The 21,880-nt window shown below is 67.7% G+C and carries 16 protein-coding genes and 6 pseudogenes; 11 read left to right on the top strand and 11 right to left on the bottom strand.

Going from position 1 to position 21,880, the window contains the following annotated elements; translation table 11 throughout:
- Positions 1 to 55 precede the first annotated feature (55 nt).
- The 3 genes from ACH4S8_RS41335 (at position 56) to ACH4S8_RS41325 (ending at position 2,118) form a co-directional block, all read left to right on the top strand.
- Positions 56 to 784 carry an SDR family oxidoreductase gene (locus ACH4S8_RS41335; protein WP_398403797.1) on the top strand — a complete coding sequence of 243 codons (729 nt, stop codon included), beginning with the start codon at positions 56 to 58 and terminating at the stop codon, positions 782 to 784.
- Between the two features lie 85 nt (positions 785 to 869).
- On the top strand, positions 870 to 1,466 hold the full coding sequence (locus tag ACH4S8_RS41330; RefSeq protein ID WP_398403795.1) for a DegT/DnrJ/EryC1/StrS family aminotransferase: 597 nt from the start codon (positions 870 to 872) through the stop codon (positions 1,464 to 1,466).
- A gap of 85 nt (positions 1,467 to 1,551) precedes the next feature.
- Positions 1,552 to 2,118, top strand: a complete 567-nt coding sequence (locus ACH4S8_RS41325) for a hypothetical protein (RefSeq protein ID WP_398403793.1) — start codon at positions 1,552 to 1,554, stop codon at positions 2,116 to 2,118.
- Between the two features lie 58 nt (positions 2,119 to 2,176).
- Here ACH4S8_RS41325 and ACH4S8_RS41320 read toward each other — a convergent pair whose 3' ends face one another.
- On the bottom strand, positions 2,177 to 2,539 hold the full coding sequence (locus tag ACH4S8_RS41320; RefSeq protein ID WP_398403791.1) for a transposase: 363 nt from the start codon (positions 2,537 to 2,539) through the stop codon (positions 2,177 to 2,179).
- A 3-nt stretch (positions 2,540 to 2,542) separates the two neighbouring features.
- Entirely contained in the window at positions 2,543 to 2,776 is a 234-nt protein-coding gene (locus ACH4S8_RS41315) for a hypothetical protein (RefSeq protein ID WP_398403789.1), read from the bottom strand.
- Between the two features lie 758 nt (positions 2,777 to 3,534).
- On the opposite strand from ACH4S8_RS41315, the gene ACH4S8_RS41310 reads away from it, so the two are divergent.
- A complete protein-coding gene (locus tag ACH4S8_RS41310) occupies positions 3,535 to 4,233 on the top strand; it encodes an SDR family oxidoreductase (RefSeq protein ID WP_398403787.1) in 699 nt (232 codons plus the stop codon).
- Positions 4,234 to 4,337: 104 nt separating this feature from the next.
- Here ACH4S8_RS41310 and ACH4S8_RS41305 read toward each other — a convergent pair whose 3' ends face one another.
- Positions 4,338 to 4,619, bottom strand: coding sequence for an alpha-hydroxy-acid oxidizing protein (locus ACH4S8_RS41305; protein ID WP_398403829.1), 282 nt, complete (start codon positions 4,617 to 4,619; stop codon positions 4,338 to 4,340).
- 124 nt (positions 4,620 to 4,743) lie between these two features.
- Between ACH4S8_RS41305 and ACH4S8_RS41300 the strand changes: the two genes are divergently transcribed.
- Positions 4,744 to 5,592: a DUF4253 domain-containing protein gene (locus tag ACH4S8_RS41300; protein ID WP_398403785.1), complete on the top strand. Its 849-nt coding sequence runs from the start codon at positions 4,744 to 4,746 to the stop codon at positions 5,590 to 5,592.
- 15 nt (positions 5,593 to 5,607) lie between these two features.
- Here the strand turns inward: ACH4S8_RS41300 and ACH4S8_RS41295 are convergent.
- Positions 5,608 to 6,441 (bottom strand): annotated as a pseudogene (locus ACH4S8_RS41295) (IS5 family transposase).
- A gap of 69 nt (positions 6,442 to 6,510) precedes the next feature.
- On the opposite strand from ACH4S8_RS41295, the pseudogene ACH4S8_RS41290 reads away from it, so the two are divergent.
- Positions 6,511 to 6,705 (top strand): annotated as a pseudogene (locus tag ACH4S8_RS41290) (zinc ribbon domain-containing protein); the annotation flags it as partial.
- Positions 6,706 to 6,801: 96 nt separating this feature from the next.
- Positions 6,802 to 7,381 (top strand): annotated as a pseudogene (locus ACH4S8_RS41285) (site-specific integrase); the annotation flags it as partial.
- Positions 7,382 to 7,391: 10 nt separating this feature from the next.
- On the opposite strand, the gene ACH4S8_RS41280 reads toward ACH4S8_RS41285, so the two are convergent.
- The 3 genes and pseudogenes from ACH4S8_RS41280 to ACH4S8_RS41270 form a co-directional block, all read right to left on the bottom strand.
- Complete coding sequence (locus ACH4S8_RS41280) at positions 7,392 to 8,348, bottom strand: redoxin family protein (RefSeq protein WP_398403783.1); 957 nt, start codon at positions 8,346 to 8,348, stop codon at positions 7,392 to 7,394.
- Positions 8,349 to 8,495: 147 nt separating this feature from the next.
- Positions 8,496 to 8,735: pseudogene (locus ACH4S8_RS41275) on the bottom strand (Tn3 family transposase); the annotation flags it as partial.
- A 371-nt stretch (positions 8,736 to 9,106) separates the two neighbouring features.
- Positions 9,107 to 9,310, bottom strand: coding sequence for a hypothetical protein (locus ACH4S8_RS41270; RefSeq protein WP_398403781.1), 204 nt, complete (start codon positions 9,308 to 9,310; stop codon positions 9,107 to 9,109).
- Between the two features lie 102 nt (positions 9,311 to 9,412).
- On the opposite strand from ACH4S8_RS41270, the gene ACH4S8_RS41265 reads away from it, so the two are divergent.
- Entirely contained in the window at positions 9,413 to 10,195 is a 783-nt protein-coding gene (locus ACH4S8_RS41265; RefSeq protein ID WP_398403779.1) for a maleylpyruvate isomerase family mycothiol-dependent enzyme, read from the top strand.
- Positions 10,196 to 10,268: 73 nt separating this feature from the next.
- Here the strand turns inward: ACH4S8_RS41265 and ACH4S8_RS41260 are convergent.
- From ACH4S8_RS41260 to ACH4S8_RS41245, 4 genes and pseudogenes are all read right to left on the bottom strand, one after another.
- Positions 10,269 to 10,430: pseudogene (locus ACH4S8_RS41260) on the bottom strand (Tn3 family transposase); the annotation flags it as partial.
- A 90-nt stretch (positions 10,431 to 10,520) separates the two neighbouring features.
- The gene (locus ACH4S8_RS41255; protein ID WP_398403777.1) at positions 10,521 to 12,941 is read right to left on the bottom strand and encodes a tyrosine-type recombinase/integrase; all 2,421 of its coding nucleotides are present in this window, start codon (positions 12,939 to 12,941) and stop codon (positions 10,521 to 10,523) included.
- Positions 12,938 to 14,158 carry a tyrosine-type recombinase/integrase gene (locus ACH4S8_RS41250; RefSeq protein ID WP_398403775.1) on the bottom strand — a complete coding sequence of 407 codons (1,221 nt, stop codon included), beginning with the start codon at positions 14,156 to 14,158 and terminating at the stop codon, positions 12,938 to 12,940. Before ACH4S8_RS41250 ends, ACH4S8_RS41255 begins: the two co-directional genes overlap by 4 nt.
- Positions 14,159 to 14,255: 97 nt before the next feature.
- Entirely contained in the window at positions 14,256 to 14,753 is a 498-nt protein-coding gene (locus tag ACH4S8_RS41245) for an NUDIX hydrolase (protein WP_398403773.1), read from the bottom strand.
- 386 nt (positions 14,754 to 15,139) lie between these two features.
- On the opposite strand from ACH4S8_RS41245, the gene ACH4S8_RS41240 reads away from it, so the two are divergent.
- The 3 genes and pseudogenes from ACH4S8_RS41240 to ACH4S8_RS41230 form a co-directional block, all read left to right on the top strand.
- Positions 15,140 to 20,605 carry a DUF6531 domain-containing protein gene (locus tag ACH4S8_RS41240; RefSeq protein ID WP_398403771.1) on the top strand — a complete coding sequence of 1,822 codons (5,466 nt, stop codon included), beginning with the start codon at positions 15,140 to 15,142 and terminating at the stop codon, positions 20,603 to 20,605.
- Between the two features lie 242 nt (positions 20,606 to 20,847).
- Entirely contained in the window at positions 20,848 to 21,060 is a 213-nt protein-coding gene (locus tag ACH4S8_RS41235) for a hypothetical protein (protein WP_398403769.1), read from the top strand.
- Positions 21,061 to 21,454: 394 nt separating this feature from the next.
- A pseudogene (locus ACH4S8_RS41230) lies at positions 21,455 to 21,871 on the top strand (transposase family protein); the annotation flags it as partial.
- Positions 21,872 to 21,880 lie beyond the last annotated feature (9 nt).

Raw genomic sequence — 21,880 nt, 5'->3', positions numbered from 1 at the left:
CCATGTAGAGATTTTGTGCCATATTTTGGACACATCTCCTGGCGAAAGGCATGTCATGAAGTTCGCGGTCATCGGCGGTACCGGGTTGATCGGGTCGCAGGTCGTCAAGAATCTGAACGCCGTCGGGCACGAGGCGGTGCCGCACTCGCAGTCCACCGGAATCGACGTCATCAGCGGCCAGGGACTGGGCGAGGCGGTGGCGGGGGCCGACGTCATCGTCAACCTCACGAACTCCCCGACCTTCGACGAAGCCTCCCCGGCCTTCTTCCAGACCTCGATGGACAACCTTCTGGCCGCGGCCCAGAAGGGCGGTGTCGGCCACTTCGTCATTCTCTCGATCGTCGGCGCGAACCAGGTGCCGGAGCTGGACTACTACCGGGCCAAGGTGCTCCAGGAGGACATCCTCGCGGCAGGGCCGGTCCCCTACTCGATCGTCCGCGCGACGCAGTTCATGGAGTTCATGGACGCTGTCCTGTCCTGGACCGCCGACGGCGACACCGTCCGGCTGCCTGCCACGCCGATCCAGCCGATCGCCTCCAAGGACGTGGCCGACGCGGTGGCGGAAGTCGCCGCGGGCGCTCCACTGAGGGGCATTCGCAACATCGCCGGGCCCGAGGTCTTCTCCCTGGACGAGCTGGGCCGGATCACCCTCACCCACAAGGGCGACGGCCGCACCGTTGTCACCGACCCCACCGCCGGCATGTTTGCCGTCGTCAAGGGCGACGTCCTCACCGACAAGGACGCCCACCTCGCCCCCACCCGCTACGTCGACTGGCTCTCCTGAACCGCTCGCGCCCTCCAGCCTCCAGTTCGGCCGGACGCGGACGATTCAGGTAGCCGACAGGTGCTCCATGTCATGAGCGCTGTAGTTGGCCGAACCGGCCAACTACAGCGCTCAGTCACACGTACGGCGGCCGTCAGACCGACTGACCCGCCCGTACATTCCGTCACCCCACGAGCCGCATTTCGTCGGTTCCCCACCTGCGGGGACGGTCCCGGCTACGACGACAGTAACTTTCTCGCGGCCGTCTGCTCCCCGCACCCGCGGGGATGGTCCCCCATTCCACCTCTGCCAGATCCGCGTGCTCCGCCGGGACCGGGTATTCGCCGAACTACGGTCTCGGAACATCGCCGTGGGCGTCCACTACCCGCCCAATCACCTCCAGCCAGCCTTCGCCGCCTGGCGGCGATCCCTCCCGGCCACCGAGCAGGCAGGCGCACAGATCCTGAGCCTGCCTTTCCACCAGCACCTCACCGAGACGGACATCGGCCAGGAGATCACCCTGGACATGCTGCACTGGGCAGATACGGTCCTGGCGATGGACGCCAAGCGTCCTCGCAACGCTCCAGGCGATCCGTGGCGAGCAGAAGGCCCGCAAACTCGGCCTCTACCTCGACGACCGCGACATCCCCGACTGTGGACGTTCACGTATTTCGGCTCTGTCGGGGATCTTGTGATGTCGTAGGACCCCTGAATACGGGATCACTCACCCCTGAACCGGCCGGGCGGGCCGGTCCTTCCGTATCGTGGCGACCTCTTACCTTGGTGCCATGGGAGAGACGAACGCGAGGGAGCGGGTCGAGTTGACGCACGAGGACGTCCACGCCGGTGAGCACGGTACCCGCGCGCGGTGTCTGCCCGAGCCGTGGATGTGCGATGTCTTCCATCTCGACGGCAGCCTGAGGGACATTCGGGTCCTCGACACGACCCGCGTCGAGTGGATCGCGGTCCTCGAACGCCTGCGTGTTGTAGCCGACGAGACCGAGGTGGAGCACCCCTACCCCCAGCTCGATCCCGTGCATCCCGCCTTCACCGATCTCTTCCGCGTCTGGGCAGACGACCCGGAGGGCCAGGGAACGAGTTTTGCCTTCCGGGCCCGCTTCGGCGCCGTGTGGTTCTTCGCCTTGCCCTGCGACGAGGAGGAGATCGAGTTCTCCGTCTGGCCCGAGGACGTCCTTGACGGGGCGGGGGTGGCCGCCGTGCTGCGGTTCCTGGTCGAGGTCGCGACGGCAAGTCGGCGCCGGGCCCTGCTGACCGGCGAGGTCGTCCGGTATGACCCGGGGATGCCGACGCTGATCTCCCACGACCCTGTCACCGGCCTCACCTCCCACATCTGAAGGGTGTTGTGGACGTTCGCGTAATTCGGCTCTGTCTGGATCTTGCGATGCCGAACGGTCATGGGGCGAGGAGTACGCGTTGGCGTAGGAGGTCGAGGTCGGCTCGTCCGTAAGCCATGCGTTCGAGAAGTTCGACGCGGGTGACGTGGCCCTCGACCTGGCCGGAGCTCCATGGTGTGGAGAGTCCGGCGGTGACAGCGTCGAAGTCTCTTCTTAGGCCGCTGACCAGGGAGTACAGGGCTGGTAGGTCGTCGGCAAGGACACGGTCCATCCAGTCAGGGAGTTGGTCTCCCCGGAGGTCGTGGAGCATTTCGGCAAAGTCGTGGACGCGCCGTGCGGCGGCGTCGAGGTGAGAGCAGGCCGTACGGATCTCCTCCAGTTCCGCAGCGTCGACGGCAGCAAGGCGTTCGGGGCGCGTCACGATTCAGCGGACGACGCGTCGGGGCTTCGGGGCCGGGCGGAGCGTGGGAGGCGGTGCCGGCGGGTTCCTGGGCCTGGGGCAGTGCGGCTTCTTGTAGGGCTTGAGGTGGCGGCGGACGGACTGGATGTCGCCGGTGAAACCCTGCTGCTGGAGTTCGCGGTGCAGTTGGGGGATGTCATGGCAGCCCTCGCGCCAGTGCTGGTGCAGGTAGGGCTTGAACTGGTCCAGGATTGACACGCGATTCACCGCCTTGACCAGCAACTCCTCCAGGCTGCCGGCCCGGGCGAAGCGCCGGACGGTCGAGTGGTCCAGCCGAGTTCGCGGCTGATCTGAATCAACGACACTCCATGGGACAGGAGTTGCTGCACCGTTTGGTAGCGCTCGGTGGTGAGGGCGGCCAGCCTTCGAGGACGGCCGAGCACGTCCGATGTGCCATCCGGCGGGACGAAGACGGTCTCTGCCGTGCCGTGGGCTCCGCGGCATCCGTGAGCCCTCGCATGTACCGGCCGTGCACCCGGTCCGAGGCACTACCGCGGTGCGGACAGTCCGCACCCGTCGAGCGGGCCCGCGCAGGCAACGTGACAACCCCGGCCGCAGCCCCATTCGCCAACTCCACCACGACACCAGCCAGATGAGGGAACAGCACCTCGAAACTCCGCGAAGAACACGCGAGACATGATCACAGCCAACCGCTGGTTCCTCGCGTACTCCTCTCCGTCATGCTTGCCGGACCAGGAGCGTGAGCACAGCCCGGGCCCTGCGCGCCGCGCAGGGCCCAACATGGGGGCCGGCAGCGCGAGTTCGGCCACTTCGTACGGCATCGTGGCCGGTCAGCGATGGCGTACCGGCTCGGCGGGAAGATCGCTGGGTATAGTGCAGGCGTTTCGGGGAACCGGCGACCCGGAGTCGGCCGACCTCACGCGCCACTTCGCGTTCATCGGCCTCCGGGACCCTGGCGGAGCCCCGATGACCCATATCGCTGAGGAGGCCGTCCCATGGAACCCGTCACGCTGATCACCGGCGGCTCGACCGGAATCGGCGCCGCCACCGCCCGCGCCTTGCTCAAGCAGGGGCACCGCGTGGCCGTCACCGGACGTGACGCAGACAAGCTGGCCGCCTTCGCCGCTTCGGCCGGAGCGGGCGAGCGGCTGCTGACGATCACCGGCGACACCAGCGACGCGCACGACGTCGCCTCCGCCGTGCGCCACGTGGTGGACGCGTGGGGCCGACTGGACAACGTCATCGCCAACGCCGGTTTCTCGCTGCCCGGCAACCTGGAGAGTCACGCCCCCGAGGACATGCGCGCCATGGTCCTCACCAACGTCCTGGGCCCGGCCCTGCTGGTGCGGGAGACCCTGCCGCACCTCAGGGAGTCCAAGGGCCGGATCGTGATCATCGGTTCGGTCGCCGGGGTGCGCAACACGCCCGGCAACCTGTACTCGGTCACCAAGTGGGCCGCGCACGCGCTCGCTGAGAACACCCGGCTGCTGGTCGCCAAGGACGGAGTCGGCGTGACCGTCGTCGCCCCCGGGGTGGTGGACACCCCGTTCTGGGACGAGCGCGGCGGCACTCCCGAGGCGACACAGGCGATGACCGCCGAGCAGATCGCGGACACGATCGTCTTCGTCGTCAACCAGCACGCGGGCGTGGACATCAACCACATCACCATGCGGCCGACCGGGCAGCTCGGCTGACGCCGCGCTCCCGACGACCGTACGACAAGGCGCCTTGGGCCCCCGCCGCACACCACGCGGTGCAGGCCGAAGGCGCCTTCGGGCGTCCGGGTGGACGCGCGGCGTCAGGGGGAGAAGCGGGCGCCCCCGGGAAGGACCACCCCGGACCGCTCGAAGTCGGCCACGGTGGGTGTCCCCATCAGGGCCCTGACCTCCTCGAACTCACCCATGAGCAGCCGCAGGACGTCCGCGACGCCCTCCGCGCCGGAGTGGACGAGCTCCCACAGGGCCGGGCGTCCGACCATCACCGCGTCCGCGCCCAGGCACAGGGTCTTGGCGATGCCGGCGCCGTGCCGAACCCCGTCGTCGAGGACGACCGCGCACTGCCCGGCGACGGCATCCGCGATCTCGGGGAGGCGTCGGGGGCACTGCGGGAGAAGTCCAGCCGGCGGCCGTCGTGGTTAGAGACGGCTAGAGCGTGTCTTTTTATCGGGTGCGTGGTGAGTGAGCGGACCGTAGGGTCCAGACATCATGAACACGTTCCTCCACCAGCCGCGCCTTGCCGCGGACGATCTGTTTTCCGCTCTACGGGTGCTCTTCCCCCAGACGCAGCCGATGCGGTCCACCACAACTGCAGGCGTCGAGGTGGTGAGCGTGCTCGTGGCGTCGGACAGGGTGCGTGACGTATGGGACGAGTGGCGCGGGAAGCACGGTGAGACCGGCTGGTGGCCCTATGTAAGCCTGATATCACCGGAGGGCCTGACCAGTGGCGGCTGTCTCCACGAAGACGTGGACGCTGCGGTTCTGGAGAATATGGTGGCCGAGGTTGTGCGCCAGGACCACGATGCGCGCGCGGCGTCCATCGTGGTGTCGAGCTTCCTATGGTCTGCGGACCATGCCTATCTGGAGGAAGGGGAGCTCGAGGAATGGCTTGACGACTATGACCCCGATCGGCTGGCACCTCGGTTGAGTCCTGCGATCGCGGAGCCGCTGCCAGGGGTGTCACGCTGGGTGGCCGAAGATCCGAACTCCTGGTACTGGAGGGATCAGCGGTGGCTCCACTTCGTGCCGGCGCGGGGAGGCTACGAGGTGCCCGTCATGCTGCCCGGTCTCATCGGGACGGGCAACGGCACCCACTACCTCCCCCCAGTCGACGATGCGGCGCTGCTCAGACGCTGGCATGAGCAGTGGGGGGCCGAGCTCTACTTCGCTTCGGGCTCATACCTGGAACTCGTCGTCGACAGACCGCCCTTGGACCCCCGGTCCGCCGCACAGGCCGCAACGGAATTGACGGGTTACTGCGAGGACACCGTGGAGGACCCTCGGGCCGCCGGCGACGGCATGGTCCGTTCGACGATGTGGACGCTGTGGTGGGACTGAACCACGCCGTCATCGTCAGCGTCGGGCCCAGATGAAGATGGCGGCGAGGTGGAGTGCGGCCCGGTGGCCATGGCGAGTTTGTCTGTTCGCATGGCCAGGCAGCGCCACTGCTTGAGCCGGTTGATACAACGTTCGACCGCATTGCGCTGCTTGTATGCCTCGGCATCGAACGTGGGCGGTCGGCCGCCGGCCCGGCCCGGCCTCGGCGGAGGCGGTGGCCGATCTGGTCAGAGGGCTGAGGGATGACGTTACGGATCCCGCGTCGGCGAAGGTGCCTCCTGATCGCACGGGACGAATACGCCCGGTCGGCCAGGACCGCATCCGGCCGGGTCCTCGGTCTTCCGGACCCGCTTCGCGGAACGCGGATGCCTGCCATCACAGCCTCGAAGGCCGACGCGTCGCCCGCCTGGCCCGCGGTGACGTGGACGGCCAGCGGCCGTGCATGGCTGTCGCTGGCCAGATGGACTTTCGTACTCAGACAGCCTCGGGAACGTCCGAGTCCGTGATCTTCGGGTTCGGCTTCATACGGCGCCCCCTTTTCCTGGCGCCGGCGGCATGCTGGTGGGCCCGACAGACGGTGGAATCCACCGACACGGTCCAGCCGACATCGTCATCGTCGTCCGCTGTTGACAAGATGGCGGCGAAGATGCGTTCCCAAGTCCCTTCCACGGCCCATCGGATCAGCCTTTTGTGGGCGGTTCGGAACGAGCCGAGCTCGTCCGGCAGGTCCCGCCAGGAAGAGCAGGTTCGATACTTCCGTGAGCTGGCCTCAAGGGTTCGGCGATGGTCGGCCCACCGCCGTCCACGGACCGGATCGGCCGGCATCAGCGGCTCGATCCGGTCCCACATCGCATCAGTGATCACCAACCGGACGGGCACATCCGATCAACTCTGTAACCGATCAAAGAGACACGCTCTCAACCCCTGCACGTCCGTGAGTGGACGTGCAGGGCATGTGGGACCGTCCTGGACCGGGACATCAACGCGGCGGTCAACGTCGCCAAGGCCGCCGGACTGGCGGTGTCAGCCTGCGGAGCGCAGGTGAGACCGGGACTCGTCCCGGCACCGCGCAGCGAAGCAGGAACCCTCCCGAAGCCCTCACCCATCCGGTGAGGGCAGGCGGGAATCCCCGGCCTTCAGGCCGGGGAGGATGTCAAGCTCGACCCGCATGAATGATGGATCAATGCGTGACGCCTCTGTGGTCGTGGCGCCCGGCGCGAGGTGCGCCTGCGGGAGAAGACGCTGTGGCGGATGCCGTATGAGACCGCCGGACGGGCGGAGGAGATCCTGGGTGTCAACATCGAGGATCTGGACCTTGCCGGGCGTCGTTGCCCGGTCAAGGCGAAGGGCACCCGGACCAAGGCCCGGCGTCGGGGCCAGGCGCGCGAGGACTACGTGCTGGAGCCCGTGTACCGGGATGCTGGCACTGTCCGGCTGCTGGAAGGCCGCACCCGCGGGCCGGTGTCCGTCACTCACCACCGCCCGGGGCCGGGCAAGGTCGTCGGCCCCCGCGACGTGTGCCCGGACACCGGCCCGGCTCGTCTCTCCTATGGGCAGGCCCGCACACTGCTGGACGAGCACACCGCCGTGCGAGGGCCGGGGACGGGCTGGGAACGAGTACCGTCACTCTGCCCTGACCCATCTCGGTGAGCAGGGAGCCTCGATGCTGATGCTGATGGCGAAGTCCCGGCACAAGAAGCCGGAGAACGTGCGCCGGTACTTCCACCCGTCGACGGAGGCGATCGCCGAGGTCACCAGCCTGCTCGCGCCCGGCGACAGCAGGCGCTGAACGCCGGCCTCTACAGGGGGTTGTCCCTCAGCCAGGCCAGGACCTGGTCGGCGTGTTCGTTCGGGGGGAAGATCGGATAGAAGACGTGCTCGACCACGCCGTCGCGGATGATCAGAGTCAGCCGCTTGTAGAGCGTCAGCCCGCTGGTCTCGAACGTGGGCAGGCCGAGTTCCTGGGCCAGGCTCCGTGCAGGGTCGGAGAGCATCTGGAACGGCAGGTGGAGCCGCTCGACGACCTCACGCTGGTAGTCGGTCTCCTGGCTGGAGAGGCCGAACACACCGTCCGCGCCGGCGGCGAGAAGATCTTGGTAGTGATCGCGGAAACCGCATGCCTCGGGAGTGCAGCCGCGCGCCCCAGGGATCGAGTCCCAGCCTTCGGGCAGGTCGATGCCCGGGCGTCCGGTGAGCGGGTAAACGTAGATCACCATGCGGCCCGCGCCGAGCGCGTCGAGGCGGACGGCCGTGCCGCCGGTGCCCTGGAGTTCCAGGTGCGGCACCTTCGTGCCGGGCAGATGAGCAGCCGCGCCGTCGTCCTCGGGGACGGGCAGGTCGGCGGGCACGCTCGTGTAGTCGGTCATCAGGTCTTCTCCTTCGTTGACCGGTGAGACGCGGCTGCCGCGGTGGGCGGCCTGTTGCAGATGCGCGACCAGTACCGCCCGACGGGCGGTGAGTCCCTCGATCTGCTGGGTGAGCTCGTCGATCGCGTCCCGGTAACCGGCCAGCGAGGCCGGACAGTCGTCGGCGTGTCGATGGCCGGCGGTGAGGCACTCCAGGAACGGGCGGGTGCGCTCAACCGGGATCCCGAGACTGCCGAGCGCCCGGATCTCCTGCGTGAGTCGTACGTCGTGCTCGGCGTAGTCCCGGTAGCCGTTGGCCAGCCGCCCGGGCGTGAGCAAGCCCAGCGATTCGTAATAGCGCACCGCTTTCGTTGTCACGCCCGCCCGGCGGGCCAGCTCACTGATCTGCATGCCTCTCACCTCGAAGAACGCTAAACCTTGCCCTTGAGGGTAAGGTCAAGTCGCAGCGAGATGTCCCACTGGCCGCACCCTGGGTCTGTCGACGAGTGCGAGCACCGCGGGCAGGAAGACGACGGCCAGGACGGCTCTGGGCGTGACTTACTCGTCAGCGGCGTCCGGGGCGCGCAGGCGCCGCAGACCTCCGGGCAGGTCGGGGAGCCGGAACGAGTACCTGCCGAGCATGTTGATGTGGTGCCGGACGAATGGCGAGAGGCGGGCCACATCCTCCTCGCGCACCTCGAACCCGTCCGCGCGCAGCTGGTTCACCGCGGCGTCCATGTACCTCGTGTTGAACAGCACCAGTGAATTCAGGACCAGGCCCGGCGCCCCGATCTGGTCTTATCCGAATCAGCCCGGCTGGGGTGCTTCAGGGCCGGCCGCTGGCGGGTCACCGAAGGTAGTCCCCAACGATCTTGAAGTCGCCGGTTCATCCGGGTGTGTCGTGCGCCGGGGTGAACCGGCCGGTGCTGGTGCGGAAGTCGGGCATGCCGAGGTGGCTGTGAGACCTGCACGAATCCAGCCGCTACTTCAAGCCCTCGGCGGAGAGCATCGCGGAGGTCACCAGCCTGCCGGCCCCGGGGCGACGCCCGCCGCTGAGTGCACACGAGGCATCGGTGTCGCGTGTTCGCCCGCAGCAGGCCGCTGAGCGCACGCCACGCCGGTGCCTCGGGCAGCCCCAGGCACCGGGTGGGTCAGGCGTGAGAGGCGTCCTAGACCTGGACCTGGGTGTCGAAGGACCGCCGGACCGGCTTGTCCGCGCTCTTGGAGGTGACGGTGTACGAGACCGGGATGACGCCGTCGCCCGCCTCGGCGATGTAGTTCCACGCCACAGTGACGCCGCTCTGGCCCGCGGCGATGTCGTCGTCGGTCAGAGCGTGCGTTGCCCCCGAGACGGCACGCTCGTTCCAGTACACGGCGAAAGCCCGAGCGTGGGCTCGCCTGGGCCGGAGTTCCCCGCCGTATCGGCTGGGAAAACCGCTGTCGGGCGAATGGATCAAGGTGGTAGAAGTACCGCCGTGCACAAGACTTTGGAGTTTCCCGATCTGCTGCGGCTGATCGACGAACGTTCAACCGCCTTCCGCGCCGCGATCGCCGTCGCGCCCAGCCTCGACCTGCCCGTGCCGACCTGCCCCGAATGGACGCTGTTCGACCTGGTGCAGCACATCGGCGAGGGCCGCCGTCGCTGGGCCGCCACCGTCTCCGCCGGGCCGGACGCCACGTCCAGGACCCCGGCCCAGGGTGACGCGGTCGCGCCGCAGGAGCGCGAGGGCGTGCTGGCCTGGCTGGCCGCCTCGACCGAGCTGTTGCTGGCGGCCCTGCGGGAGGCCGGTCCGGACCAGGGCTGCTTCACCGGCTGGGGTGTCACTCAGACGCCGCACACTGCCGGTGGCGTCGCCCGGCACCAAGTCCAGGAGATCGCGGTGCACACCTACGATGCCCAACTCACCGTGGGCGACTCGGCCTCACTGCCTGTCGAGGTGGCGCTCGACGGTGTCGAGGAGAGCCTGTTCATCGCCAGCTTCACGAGGAGTGCCTGGCCGCACAAGCCCACCGCCTTCGACTTCCACGCCACCGAGGACCGCTCCTGGCGCCTCACGGTCGACGGCGACGGCGCACGGACCACCCGGCTGCCCGCCATCGGCGAGGCCCCGGAAGCGGCAGGCCTCTCCATCCGCGGCACGGCCAGTGATCTGGTCCTCTGGCGGTACGACCGCATTTCGGCGGACTCCCTGCAACTCGACGGGGACCCGAAGCTGCTCGACCTGCTCTTCGCCTGGGAACCGGAGGACTGGGCGTGACGACAGGCCACCGCGTACAAACCTGTCGCTGAATCGCGAACGGATTCTGCCACCTCTCGAAGGCGGTATCCGGCTCCCGCAGCGGACGAAGGCCCCCGGGCAGCTCCGGCAGCTGGAAGGAGCACCGGCCGAGCATGTTGACGTGGTGGCGCACGAACGGCGAGAGCCGCGCCACGTCCTCGCTCCGGACGTCGAAGCCATCGGAGCGAAGCCGGGCCAGGGCGGCGTCCATGTGAGATATCCGAACCAGCCCGGGTGAGGTGTTTTCAGGGCCGGCCTTGACGGATCACCGAAGATAGTCTTCAGCGATCTTGGAGTCGCCAGTTCATCCGGGCGTGTCGTGCGCCGGGGTGAACCGGCCGGCGCTGGTGCGGAAGTCGGGCATGCCGAGGTGGACGGTGGTGTGCCGGGCGGCGAGGTCGCGCATGGCGGCGAGCTTGTGCTCGGCGGCCGCGAGGCTGGCCTCGATCGCGGCGACCTCGCCAAGCCAGCCCTGCTCCTTGGCCTCGCGGAGCCGGTCGCCCAGGTTGGCGTGGATCTCCTGCAGCCGGGGCATCTGCGCGGGGTCGGGCCGCAGGACGGGGCAGCGGATGCAGGCGTGCTCGTGAACGCACGGGGTGCCGAAGTCGCGTGCGCACACACCCAAGGCGACCTTCCGCAGCTCGAAGTGGTCCAGGAAGTCGCGCCACTCCTGGACGGTGGGCTCGCGATACTCCTCACTGGGCCGCAGCGAGCGGCGGCGGGCGATGAAGGCCCGGTGATGGGTGATGACGTCCTCCGGGTAGATCGCGGCGTACCCGAGCGTGGTGTCGACGGCCTGGTGACCGCAGATGCGGGCGGCGATGTGCGGCGGCAGGCCGGAACGCAGAGCGTCAGTGACGAAGATCCTGCGGAAGTCGTGCGGGGTGTAGTGCAGCGGCTGGTCGCCGGGGCCGGTCAGTCCGCTCGCGGCGAGCGCGCCGTTGAGGCAGGTGCAGACGTAGTTGCGGGGGATGGCGCGGTCTTCGGGGCCGACGGGCCGTTGGAAGAGGAACGGCATCGGTGCACTCCACAGCCGCTCCAGGGTGTCGTAGGCGCTGACCGTCGGCATGGCCGGCCGACCGCGGCGGATGCGCTGGATGATCGCGGTGAGGACTTCGCCGAGTTCCGGGGAGACCAGCAGCAGCCGCTCCTGGTCGAGCTTGGACGGTGCGACCTGGAGCATGGGCACGATCTCGCCGGTGGTCGGCAGCCGGCAGGCGACGAAGCTGTGGTGGGTCAGCTCCAGGGCCTCCTCGATGCGCATGCCGGTGTGGCGCAGGACTTCGACGATCGCCCAGGCCCAGAAGGCGAGTTCCTCCTCGACGGTCAGGTCGCGGCACCGGCCGGTGGCGGAATCGTCGGCCAGGACGCGGGCCGAGGCGCCGCGGCAGCGGACCAGCATTTGGCCCTCCGGCGTGGTGAACGAGGTGCCGGCCCGAGCCTGTCGGCCGCGGGCGAGGCGGGCAGCGGCGGCCTTGAGCTGCTGCTCGGCGGCGGTGACCAGGGCCGGGAGGGCGGGCAGCAGGGTGCGGGTGCGCTGGTCCATGGCCGCCTTGCGGCGGGCGCGGGCCTTGCCGTGCTCGGTGTCGCGGACCGGGCACGGGGCCACCCACGGCCCCCACCTGCCCGGGGCGTCGGCGGCCCAGCGGGCGAGGTCCTGGTAGAAGGCGCGGACCCAGGTGAAGACGGAGTGCGCGTTGTCCCGGGGGCGGATCGCGATGCCGTGCCGGTCGCGGATCACGGCCGCCCGTTCCCGCCAGGCCGCGACGGTGTCCGCGTCCAGCCGCAGCGAGTTGATGCCGGGGTGGTGGGTCTCCAGGTCGCGCCAGAAGATCCCGGCCAGGGTCCTGGCCATGTCCTCCAGCGTCGTGTAGTCGACCTCGGTGACGCGCTCGGTCAGGTAGTCGACCAGCAGGTCGCGCACCGGCGTGCAGGCGATCGAGTGCCGGTCGACCATCGCGGCCGGCGTCTGCTGCCCGGGCAGCATCACGGTCTTCAGCCGGGCGGGGGCGCCGGGGCCGAAGACGCCGGTCTCGGCGAGGAGCGCGTAGAAGAGGTGCTTGCCGTGGTGGCCGTTGGCCTGGTGCTCGCCGATGGCGTGCTGCAGCTCGACGCAGTCGCCGATGGTGGTGTCCTGGATGGTCCCGCGCTTGCGGGTGAGGATCCAGGTGACGCGGTTGAGCGCGTTGTTGCAGTCGTTGGCCCCGGCCCGTCCGGACTGCGCGTACCGGGCCGTGAGCCGAGCGAACCCGTCGGGGTCCGTGGCGGTGCGGACGTGGGCCAGCAGCTGGGAGGGCCGTTGCCGCAGCAGCCAGCGATAGGTCGGGCGGACCGCCTGTCCGCCGAGGAACGGGATCATGCCGCAGCACAGGTCGATCCGGTCGTAGTTGCGGGCGCGCTGACGGTCGGTCAGCCGCTGCATGGGCAGCCCGGTCCACTCCCGGCCGGCTGCTTCGGCGCCGCTGGCGAGCCAGCGGTCCTGCCAGGTGCGGCCGGGCTGGTCCTGCAGCCAGTCGAGCAGCTTCACCAGGCCGCGCCGACGGGTGCGCTGGTTGGCGTCGCTGACGGCGGTGAACGGCAGGGCGAGGGTGCGCTCCAGCACGAGCTCGGGCGGCTGCTCGGTCTGCCACCAGGTCGCCGGTGCCTCGCGCGACTCCTGCCCAGCGGGAACGCGGGCCGGCCGGGCCCGGGCCGACGTCAGGGTGTCCGCCGCCGCGACGCTCACGCCGCTCCTCCGTCCAGGACAGCCGTGCCGAGCAGGGTCTGCAGGACCTCCGGGCGGTAGCCCGGCGCGGGCATCACGGGCCGGGGCGGCCCGGCGGCCTGGCGGGCGTAGTGGGCCAGGATCTGGGCGACGACCTCGTCCTGAGCCGGTTCGAGGTACTGCTCAGTGGTGGCGATGTGCAGGTGGCCGAGGACCCACTGGGCATCGGTGATCGACAGCGCCGGGTCGCGCACCATGCGCTTGGCCGCGCTGTGCCGAAGGTCGTGCAGGGTCCAGTTCGCCCCCAGCTTCTCGTTGGCCCGGGTGAAGACCATGCGCGCCGCGTCGTAGCTCAGCGGGCGAAGCGGTCGCCGGAGCGTCCACCACAGCGGCTCGTCGGGCCCGTCCAGGGCCAGCGGACGGATCTGCTGCTGGTAGAGCCGCAGCCACACGAACGCGTCGCTGGACGCCGGGATCCACTGCAGGGCCCGCGAGCCCTTCCGGACGACCCCGATGGTCTGCTCCCCCGGGCTGACCCGGTCCCGGGTCAGCCCAAGCAGCTCCGAGGCCCGTGGGCCGGCCGAAATGTAGAACGCGACCAGGGCCCGGTCCCGGTGCGAGGGCAGCGTCGCGAAGAGCTCGTTGAACGCCTGCTCGGGGATGCCGCGCGGGGCTCGCCGGGGCTCCTTCGGCTGGTAGGGAGCCGGCCGGGCCGGCCGCCGGTAGGGCTGCATCGGGTCGTGGTGGGCGTTGAGGTGTTCGTCCCCGGCCCGCCTGGCCTTCGGGAACGGGTTGAGCAGCGGCCGGCCGTGCATCTCGCGGTGGTACTCGTAGAGGCTGCGGACGGCGGCGCGCGCGTGCCTGCGGGTCCGGGCCGCGTAGTGCTCGCCCGGGTACCGCTTGCCGGTCACCGGGTTGATCGACCCGGGCGGTGGAGCGTCCGGCCGGCGGGGCCGCGGCGGCTTCTTGACGGCCTGCAGCCACAGGGCGAAGTCGCGGGCCTCCACCCGGCCCGCCCGATCCCACGGCACCTCGACGGCCCACAGGAACCGGAACCAGGCCAGCAGCTCGTAGGCGTAGGAGCGCAGCGAGGCGGGGCTGTCGTCGTTGGCGAGCATGTCGAGCAGGAACTCGCTGACCGCCGCCACCTCGCCACCGCCGCGGTCGAGCAGCCGGTACGGCAGGGACACGCTGCCGGTCTCCTGGACCCGGCCGACCCTCGGGACCGCCAGCGTCATTTGAACACGTCTATGCGGCTTGGGGTTCGTAGAAGGTGCCGCGGACCTCCTGGAGACCTCGTACAGATGCCGAGCTCTCCAGGCCGAAGGGAGAGGATCATTTCCTGTCCACCCTGCCGGGCAGGGGTGCTGGGGGCGGCTCGGGTATCCCCGGTGCGCGGCCGACCGCCGGCCGCTCCTGCCAGAGCGTGAGCCCGACGTCGACGAGCCCCACCCGGTCCAGTGCGGATACCTCCTCCAACGGGTGCCAGGCCGCCATGTCGGTGGAGCCGTCCGATTCGTAGCGCAGTTCACCGCCGGTGACCCGACCCTCGTAGACGATCCGCAGGCTCTGGAAGTCGGCGGTGGCGCCGAGGCGGCGCGGATAGGTATGCCGGCGCGAGTCGACACCGAGCAGCGCCAGCGGCTCGATCGCGTACCCGGTCTCCTCCTCGGCCTCCCTGATCACGGTGTCATACGGGTCCTCGCCGTGATTCATGCCTCCGCCGGGGAGCGTCCAGCGCCTGCTGCCGTCCTGCGCTACCCAGCGCGCGAGAAGCATCGCCCCGTCCCGCACACACACGGCGTAGGCCGCCACCCTCAACTCCTGCTTCATGCACCGACGTTAGAGCAGCAGTCAACGTCGCGGCAGGACAGGGCGGGTGTTTCCCCGCCCCGGCGAACAACTGGTGCCGGAGGAGTGACAACGGCCATCGGTCGTTCGAACACCCTGAACCCCCACCCACACGGGCTGGAATCCCCCTCTTTGCAAGAGGGGGAGGATGTCAAATTTCGGCCTTAGGTCCAGCGACCGGAATGGTGTTTCTTGGCTGTGCCCGGCCAACTTGCAGCATGTTTGCTGATTGCGTGTCAAGAATCACGCATGACAATCAGTCATCTTCAGCGTCCCTGCTTGATCGTAAGCTCACGGATCCGTCACGATCATGAACTTGTTGTGTACATGCTTCAGGGCGTGTATGTGCGGTGACTGGGGGTGGGGGAGTGCTGGCATCTGTGCCTGCGCGCTTACGGCTGTTGATCGTGCTGGTGGTCCTTTCCGTGGTTGCGGGTGGCGGCTGGCTGTTCAGGGTGTCAGTCGACAACACCAGCGGCCCCGACAGCGCGGCGTACCTGGGACCGCAGCCTGCCGCCCACCAGGAACCGGTGTCCCCCCAAGAGCGGCGGGAGCAGACCAAGGACCGGGCAAAGCCGACGAAGTCGCATGGCCTGCCGACCACCAGAAGCAAGCCGGTCACGGCAGAGCAAATCGAGCTGTTCAAGCAGAACCAGCGACGCTTAAAGGCTGTCGGTCCCAAGACTGTCAACACGCCTGCCAATGCCGACAGCGGTGTCAGCCAGGCATCCTTTACAACCGGCACACAGGCCACGGCCGCTGCCTCCTATACCAGCGGTGCTCTGTATCAGGTGTCGACCGATCCGTTCGGGAACGCGGCTGCCCAGCAGGGTGGCTGGCTGATGGCACTGGGCAACCACATTGGCGCGGCCGTGCAAGGCGAGCCGATTCAGCTGACGGCGGCGATCTGGCAGTCAGGCGGCGCGCTCACTGAGGTGCATCCGGTGAAGGTGCGCTGGAAGGTCGACTTCTACGGGTGCCGTCTGAGTAACGGCGATGTGCAGTACTTCGACTTCGGCCAGACGGTTCAAGCGCCGACGCTGAACACCGGTGTGACGTTCCCTGAGGTGAACGCGACGTTCACAGTGCCGACGACGGAGTGCACGCAGCAGGTCCCGGCCTACACCGTCTCGGTCTGCACCACGGTCACGGACGATCCCACGGACACCGAGGGCTGCGGCTCCTACAACATGTTCTACATCGTTCCCGCGCTGCCGGACGGTGCCGAGTGCGGTGCGGTCTGCGGTGACGCGAGCGGTGCGGCCGGCACGACGGTGATGCGAGCGGATCCGGTGAATACCGCGACGGGCGCTTTCACGGAAGCGTTCACCGACGCCCAGGTGCCCGCGCCCGGTGTTCCCCTGACGATCGGCCGGGTCTACTCCTCGGACAACACGCTCACCGGCGCGCTGGGCAAGGGCTGGCAACTGCCCTGGGAGACCCGGCTGTCGATCGGCTCCAACGGCGATGCGGTGCTGATCGGTGAAGGCGGCAGCCGACACGCCTACGTCAAGAAGTCTGACGGGACGTTCACGACTCCCGGTGAGGCACGCTCCAAGCTGACCTCGGACGGCAACGGTTACAAGGTGACCACCGTTGATCACTCCACCTACGGCTTCAACGCCGCAGGACAACTCGCGGAAGTTAAGGACCGCAGCGGCCGTGGCCTGACCCTCTCCTACACCGGCTCCCAGCCCACGCAGATCACGGACGCGGCAGGCCGCTCGGCAACACTCCGGTACACCGGCGCGCTGCTGGAAACGCTTACGCTGGCGGACGGCCGGGTGGTGGACTACGGCTACACCGGCGACCAGCTGACCAGCGTGACTGCTCTCGACGGTAAAACCGAAACCTACGGCTACGACACTTCCGGCCGACTGAACGCGGTCACGAACGCCCGCAGCAAGCGGGTCACATTCAACGTCTACGACACGCAGGGCCGAGTCATTACCCAGACGGACGCGCTGGGGCACGACACAACGTTCGCCTATTCCAAGAACGGCGTGTTCGACCAGGTCGACGTCACCGCTCCGGACCACGGTGTATGGACGGACGTCTACTACAAGAACGTCCTGTTCACGCAGCTCGACCCGCTGAACAACAAGAGCTACTACCGCTACGACAAGTTCTTCAACCGCACCAGCGAGATCGACGCCGAAGTCCGCGAGACCCAGTACCAATACGACGGCTCCGGTCGGCTGACCCGCCGGTCTAATTCGGCGTCGGATGAGGACTGGTCGTACGACGCCAACGGCAACGTCGCCACCTATCAGGACGGTGAGTACAACAAGACCGTCTTCGGCTACAACACGGCCAACCAACTCACCACCGTCAAGGACCCGCTGGGCAAGACAACCACCTACGGCTACAACGCCGCCACCGGGCTGCTGGAGGCCGCCACCACTGCACGCGGCAAGACGACCAGCTACGGCTATGACGCTGACGGCAACCTCAAGACGCTCACTACACCGGCGGGCAAGAAGACCACCTATACCTACTTCCCGTCGGGGCAGGTGAAGACGGTCGTCGACCCTCGGGGCAACGTCACCGGCGCGGACCCCGAGAAGTACACGACCTCCTATACCTACGATGCCGCAGACCGTGTCAAGACGGTCACTGACGCCCGCGGTAACGCCACCTCCTACGGCTACGACGAGGTCGGCAACCTCAAGACGCTCACCGACGCCCGCCAGCGCACCACCAGCTACGACTACGACGATGCCGACCGCCTGACCACGGTCACCGATCCCGCTCTGAAGCAGACCCTGCTCGGCTACGACCCGGCGGGCCGCCTGAACAAGGAGACCAACCGCCGGGGCGCGATCGTCACCTACCAGTACGACAAGGCCGGCCACCAGATCCAGATAGTGAGCGCCCGCGGCAACGCCACCGGCGCCGACGCGAAGCAGTACACCTGGACAACCGGCTACGACAAGGTCGGCAACCGCAAGACCGTCACCGACCCGCTGGGTAAGACCACCGCCTTCACTTGGGACGCCGACAACCGGCCCGTCTCGGTCACCGACCCCCTCAGCCACACCCGCAGCGTCACGTATGACGACAACGGCAGCGTCGTCAAGACCACCGACGGCCTCGGCCACGGCATGACGCTCAGTTATGACGACGACAACCGGCTCGCCACATCGAAGACCTGGGCCGGCTACACGACCTCCTACGAATACGACGACGACAGCCACCTGTCTGCCCAGGTCTCACCAGAAGCCGAACGCACCACCTACACCTACAACGACGACGGACAACTCTCCACTTCTGTTGAACCGCGAGGGAACGTCAGCGGCGCCGACCCGGCGAAGTACACCTGGTCCTACGGCTACGACGAGGCCGGCAACCCCACCTCCGTCACCGACCCGCTCGGTCACAAGCAGTCCACCGACTACGACGCCGCTGGCAACATCGCCTCGGTCACCGACGCCCGCAACAAGCAGACCCTCTACGAGTACGACGAGCTCAACCGGCCCAAGAAGGTCACCGCCCCAGACGCCGGCACCACCACCTTCACCTACAACACAGCCGGCTTCCTGGACACCACGACGGACGCCAACACCCACACCAGCACCTACGGCTACAACGCCGAAGGCCAGCTGACGTCAGTCAAGAACCCGCTGGCCAAGACCGTCGCCTACGAGTACGACCTCGACGGCAACCGCACCAAGGTCACCAACGCCCGCGCCCAGACCATCATCACTACGGTCGACGCCCGCAACCTGCCCACCAACGTCGCCTACTCCGACGGCACCCCGGCGGAGACGTACGTCTACGACGACGCCAGCCGCCTCAAGGACGTCACCGACGCCACCGGCAGCCGCAGCCTGACCTACGACAACGACGACAAGATCCTCACGATCACGTCACCGGGTGCCGCGAAGCCGTTCAGCTACAGCTGGAACACCGACGACACCCTTAATTCGCGCACCTACCCGGACGGCCGGGCCACGAGCTACACCTACGACAAGGTCGGCCGGACCAAGACCCAGACGACCAACAGCAAGGCCGTTACCTACGGCTACGACAAGGCCGGCAACCTGACCTCGGTCGCCCTGCCCACCACCACGGCACGCAGCGAGACCCGCACCTACGACGAGGCCGGCCGTCTGGCCTCCACGACCACACCGACACTGAACAACACCTACACCTACGACGAGAACAACCGCCTCATCGCGGACAAGCCGGGCACCGGCTATCCGGCCCGCTACGGCTATGACGACACCGGCCGCATGACCAAGGTCTGCACCGACACCTCCACCACCTCCTGCCTGACCGGCACCAGCGGATCCACCTACGGCTACGACAAGGTCGGCAACCTCAAGACCGTCACCAGCTCCACCTCCACCTCCACCACGACCAACGAGTACGACGCTGGTGACCAGCTCTCCACCACCACCGTCGGCACGACCAAGACCAGCTACACCTACGACGCCGACGGCAACCAGACCAAGGACAACGACGGCACCTACGCCTACGACCCGGCAGGCCGTGTCAAGTCCGCCACCATCGGTAGCGACAGCTTCGCCTTCCTCTACGACGCAGACGGCAACCGCGCCGTCTCCAAGAAGAACAGCGCGCTGACCAGCACCTCGCGCTGGGACATCAACAACACCCTGCCGCAGATCGCCACCGACACCAACTCCACCGGCGCCCTGCTCGCGGACTACCACTACAACCCCGACGGCACGGCCCGATCAATGGACCGCACCGCTGGCACCTACTACTTCACCCAGGACCGCCAGAACTCCGTCAGCGCCGTCTACGACGCGGCAGGCGTCGACAACTACCGCTACACCTACAGTGCCTGGGGTACCCCCACGGGCACCGCCACCATCACCGGTGGTCAGACCAGCACCTTCGGCTACACCGGCCAGTACAAAGACCAGTCCCTACCCGACCGCCTCCAACTCCGCGCCCGCTCCTACGACACCACCCAACGCCGCTTCACTACCCAAGACCCTGTAACCGCGGACGCCGACAGCCCCAACCAGTCGGCCTACAACTACGCCGACAACGACCCCGCCAACCTCTCCGACCCCTCCGGCAACTGCCCGATGTGCATCGGCGCAGCCATCGGAGCCGTAGTCAGCGGCGGCGTCTACGCATTCACCCACCAAGACGACTTCGACTGGGGCGACTTCGCCGCTGCCACCGGCGAAGGAGCGGTCATCGGCGCAGCCGGCGGATTCCTTGCCCCAGCCGGCGCAAGCCTCGCAACGCAGCTCGGGCTCCAGGGCGGTCGCGCCCTCGCGGTAACAGTCGGCACGGACGCCGCCATCGGCATGGGCTTCACCTGGGCCATCAATACTGCCCAATGCCAGCCCACCACCCCCCTTGACCTTCTCGTCGGCGGTCTAACCGGTGGACTCAATGGTCTAATTGGGCCAGCCTGGCGATGGGGCAAGGGGCTTTTTGGTAACGGTGGGCGTGCAGCTTCGTACGACATAGAGGGCATAGCGGCCGACGGTACGACTGTCTGGGGGTCTGACGCTGAACTTGGCGCCGCTACAGGAAAGACCACTGCGGTGCGAAATAGGGCCATCGATGCCGTGATCGCCGAAGATTTTCCGAATCTACGCCTGACGTACAAGCCGCGATTCAACCCTAGGGGGAGGCATGGCGTGGCCAAAAATGGTGTGGGAACCCAATTCGGTCCCAAGTCCTTTGAGTCGAGGCATTCGCTGCGACTTTCAACTGTTCACGAGGAACTTCACCACCGTTGGTTTAAGCGTGGACTGGTGAAGCATCACCCGAGAAATGGGTCGGGAACATCCGACAAATTCTACGGGATTGTTGATCGATACATGAGGATGCGAGGTTGGGGATGATCATCCAGGAGAGCAGTGTTGGTGTCCCCTGTTCCGACTGTGGACGCTCCTGTACGCAACAGGTGGCACAAGCGATTCATCGGGGTGAGCTGCGATGGGACATTGAGACCCACTGTGAGGGATGCGGATCGCAAGTTCACGAGGGAGGCGTTGGGACTGCACCGTCGGCGGTGAGAGGAGCTCTCTTGGAGGAGCATGGCCGGTCTAGGGTTTCAATTTCCTCGGATTCCGTAGTCTCCCCCATGCAGCTGAAAGCGCTGCGAGAAATCTTCAACGTGTCACTGATGGCAGTAAAGCCGCTCGTCGAGGAAATGCGAACATCGGGTTTCTGGGTTACTCGCGTCGAATCTGAATATTTGGCGGCCCGGTTGAAAATGGCCGACATCGAGACGAATCTTCAGCATGGAGTGCACAACGGATCTACCTACACATCATGGGGAAACGAGCAACAGTAGACGCATGCGGCGTCGCTACTGCCTCTCGGCTGCGGCGGCCCGGCCCGCGGAGGTCTCGGCGCTGTGGGTGGCCGTTGGGTGTTCAGCTTGGTGCGGTCGCCGTCGAAGGGGTGCGGGTGGCTCGGCCAGGGCCGGCCCGGCAGGCATGCCGAGGATGGCGAGGAAGCCGTGGGTAGGCGGTCACCGCTACTGGGCGGGCTGGTGGGCCGGGCCGCAGGTGATCGGCCCGACCCGTCCTGGCTTTACCGCCCGCTCGTCCGGCGAGGAGCGGGCCGGACGAGCGGGCGGGGCGCCGGTTCAGGTTCGGTCAGTGAGCCGTTTTCATCCTGTCCTGTAAGGGTGAAGGTGCAGGTCGACGGGCTGGGGTGACGAGGCGAGACTCCTGGTCGTTGCGGTGGTGTTCTCTACGCACCATGCATCGCCCGAGGAGCCTCGCTTGGTCCCGTATCGTGCCACGGTCGACGTCCCTTATGAGCTGGTCGAGCATGTCTCCTGGCTCATCTATGCCCGAAAGTGTGAACGCGGCTCGCGTTGGCGCAAGCTGAGCTGCTTCAAGCAGGCCCTGCTGGTGTTGGTGCACCTGCGGAAGAACGAGACGCTGCCCCAGCTTGCAGCGGGATTCGGTGTCTCCACCACGACCGCGTGGCGGTACGTGGACGAAACTCTTGAGGTCCTGGCCTCAGGGGCGCCCGGCCTGCAAGAGGCCCTGGTGAGGCTGGGCGATGGGGACTTCGTCATCGTCGACGGCACCTCCATTCCCACCGACCGCATCAGGGCCGACGAGCTGTACTACTCCCAGAAACACAAGAAGCTTCCCAAT

Source organism: Streptomyces sp. NPDC021080, from assembly GCF_044333225.1.
In the GTDB taxonomy this organism is placed as follows: domain Bacteria; phylum Actinomycetota; class Actinomycetes; order Streptomycetales; family Streptomycetaceae; genus Streptomyces.
The sequence above is the reverse complement of the archived record's forward strand: the minus strand, read 5'-3'. Positions and strand labels throughout refer to the sequence as shown.

Excerpts from the sequence above, each read along its gene's own strand:
- ACH4S8_RS41335 (WP_398403797.1), top strand. The coding sequence starts at position 56 with ATGAAGTTCGCGGTCATCGGCGGTACCGGGTTGATCGGGTCGCAGGTC.
- ACH4S8_RS41325 (WP_398403793.1), top strand. The coding sequence starts at position 1,552 with ATGGGAGAGACGAACGCGAGGGAGCGGGTCGAGTTGACGCACGAGGAC.
- ACH4S8_RS41310 (WP_398403787.1), top strand. The coding sequence starts at position 3,535 with ATGGAACCCGTCACGCTGATCACCGGCGGCTCGACCGGAATCGGCGCC.
- ACH4S8_RS41300 (WP_398403785.1), top strand. The coding sequence starts at position 4,744 with ATGAACACGTTCCTCCACCAGCCGCGCCTTGCCGCGGACGATCTGTTT.
- ACH4S8_RS41280 (WP_398403783.1), bottom strand. The coding sequence starts at position 8,348 with ATGCAGATCAGTGAGCTGGCCCGCCGGGCGGGCGTGACAACGAAAGCG.
- ACH4S8_RS41250 (WP_398403775.1), bottom strand. The coding sequence starts at position 14,158 with ATGACGCTGGCGGTCCCGAGGGTCGGCCGGGTCCAGGAGACCGGCAGC.
- ACH4S8_RS41245 (WP_398403773.1), bottom strand. The coding sequence starts at position 14,753 with ATGAAGCAGGAGTTGAGGGTGGCGGCCTACGCCGTGTGTGTGCGGGAC.
- ACH4S8_RS41235 (WP_398403769.1), top strand. The coding sequence starts at position 20,848 with ATGCAGCTGAAAGCGCTGCGAGAAATCTTCAACGTGTCACTGATGGCA.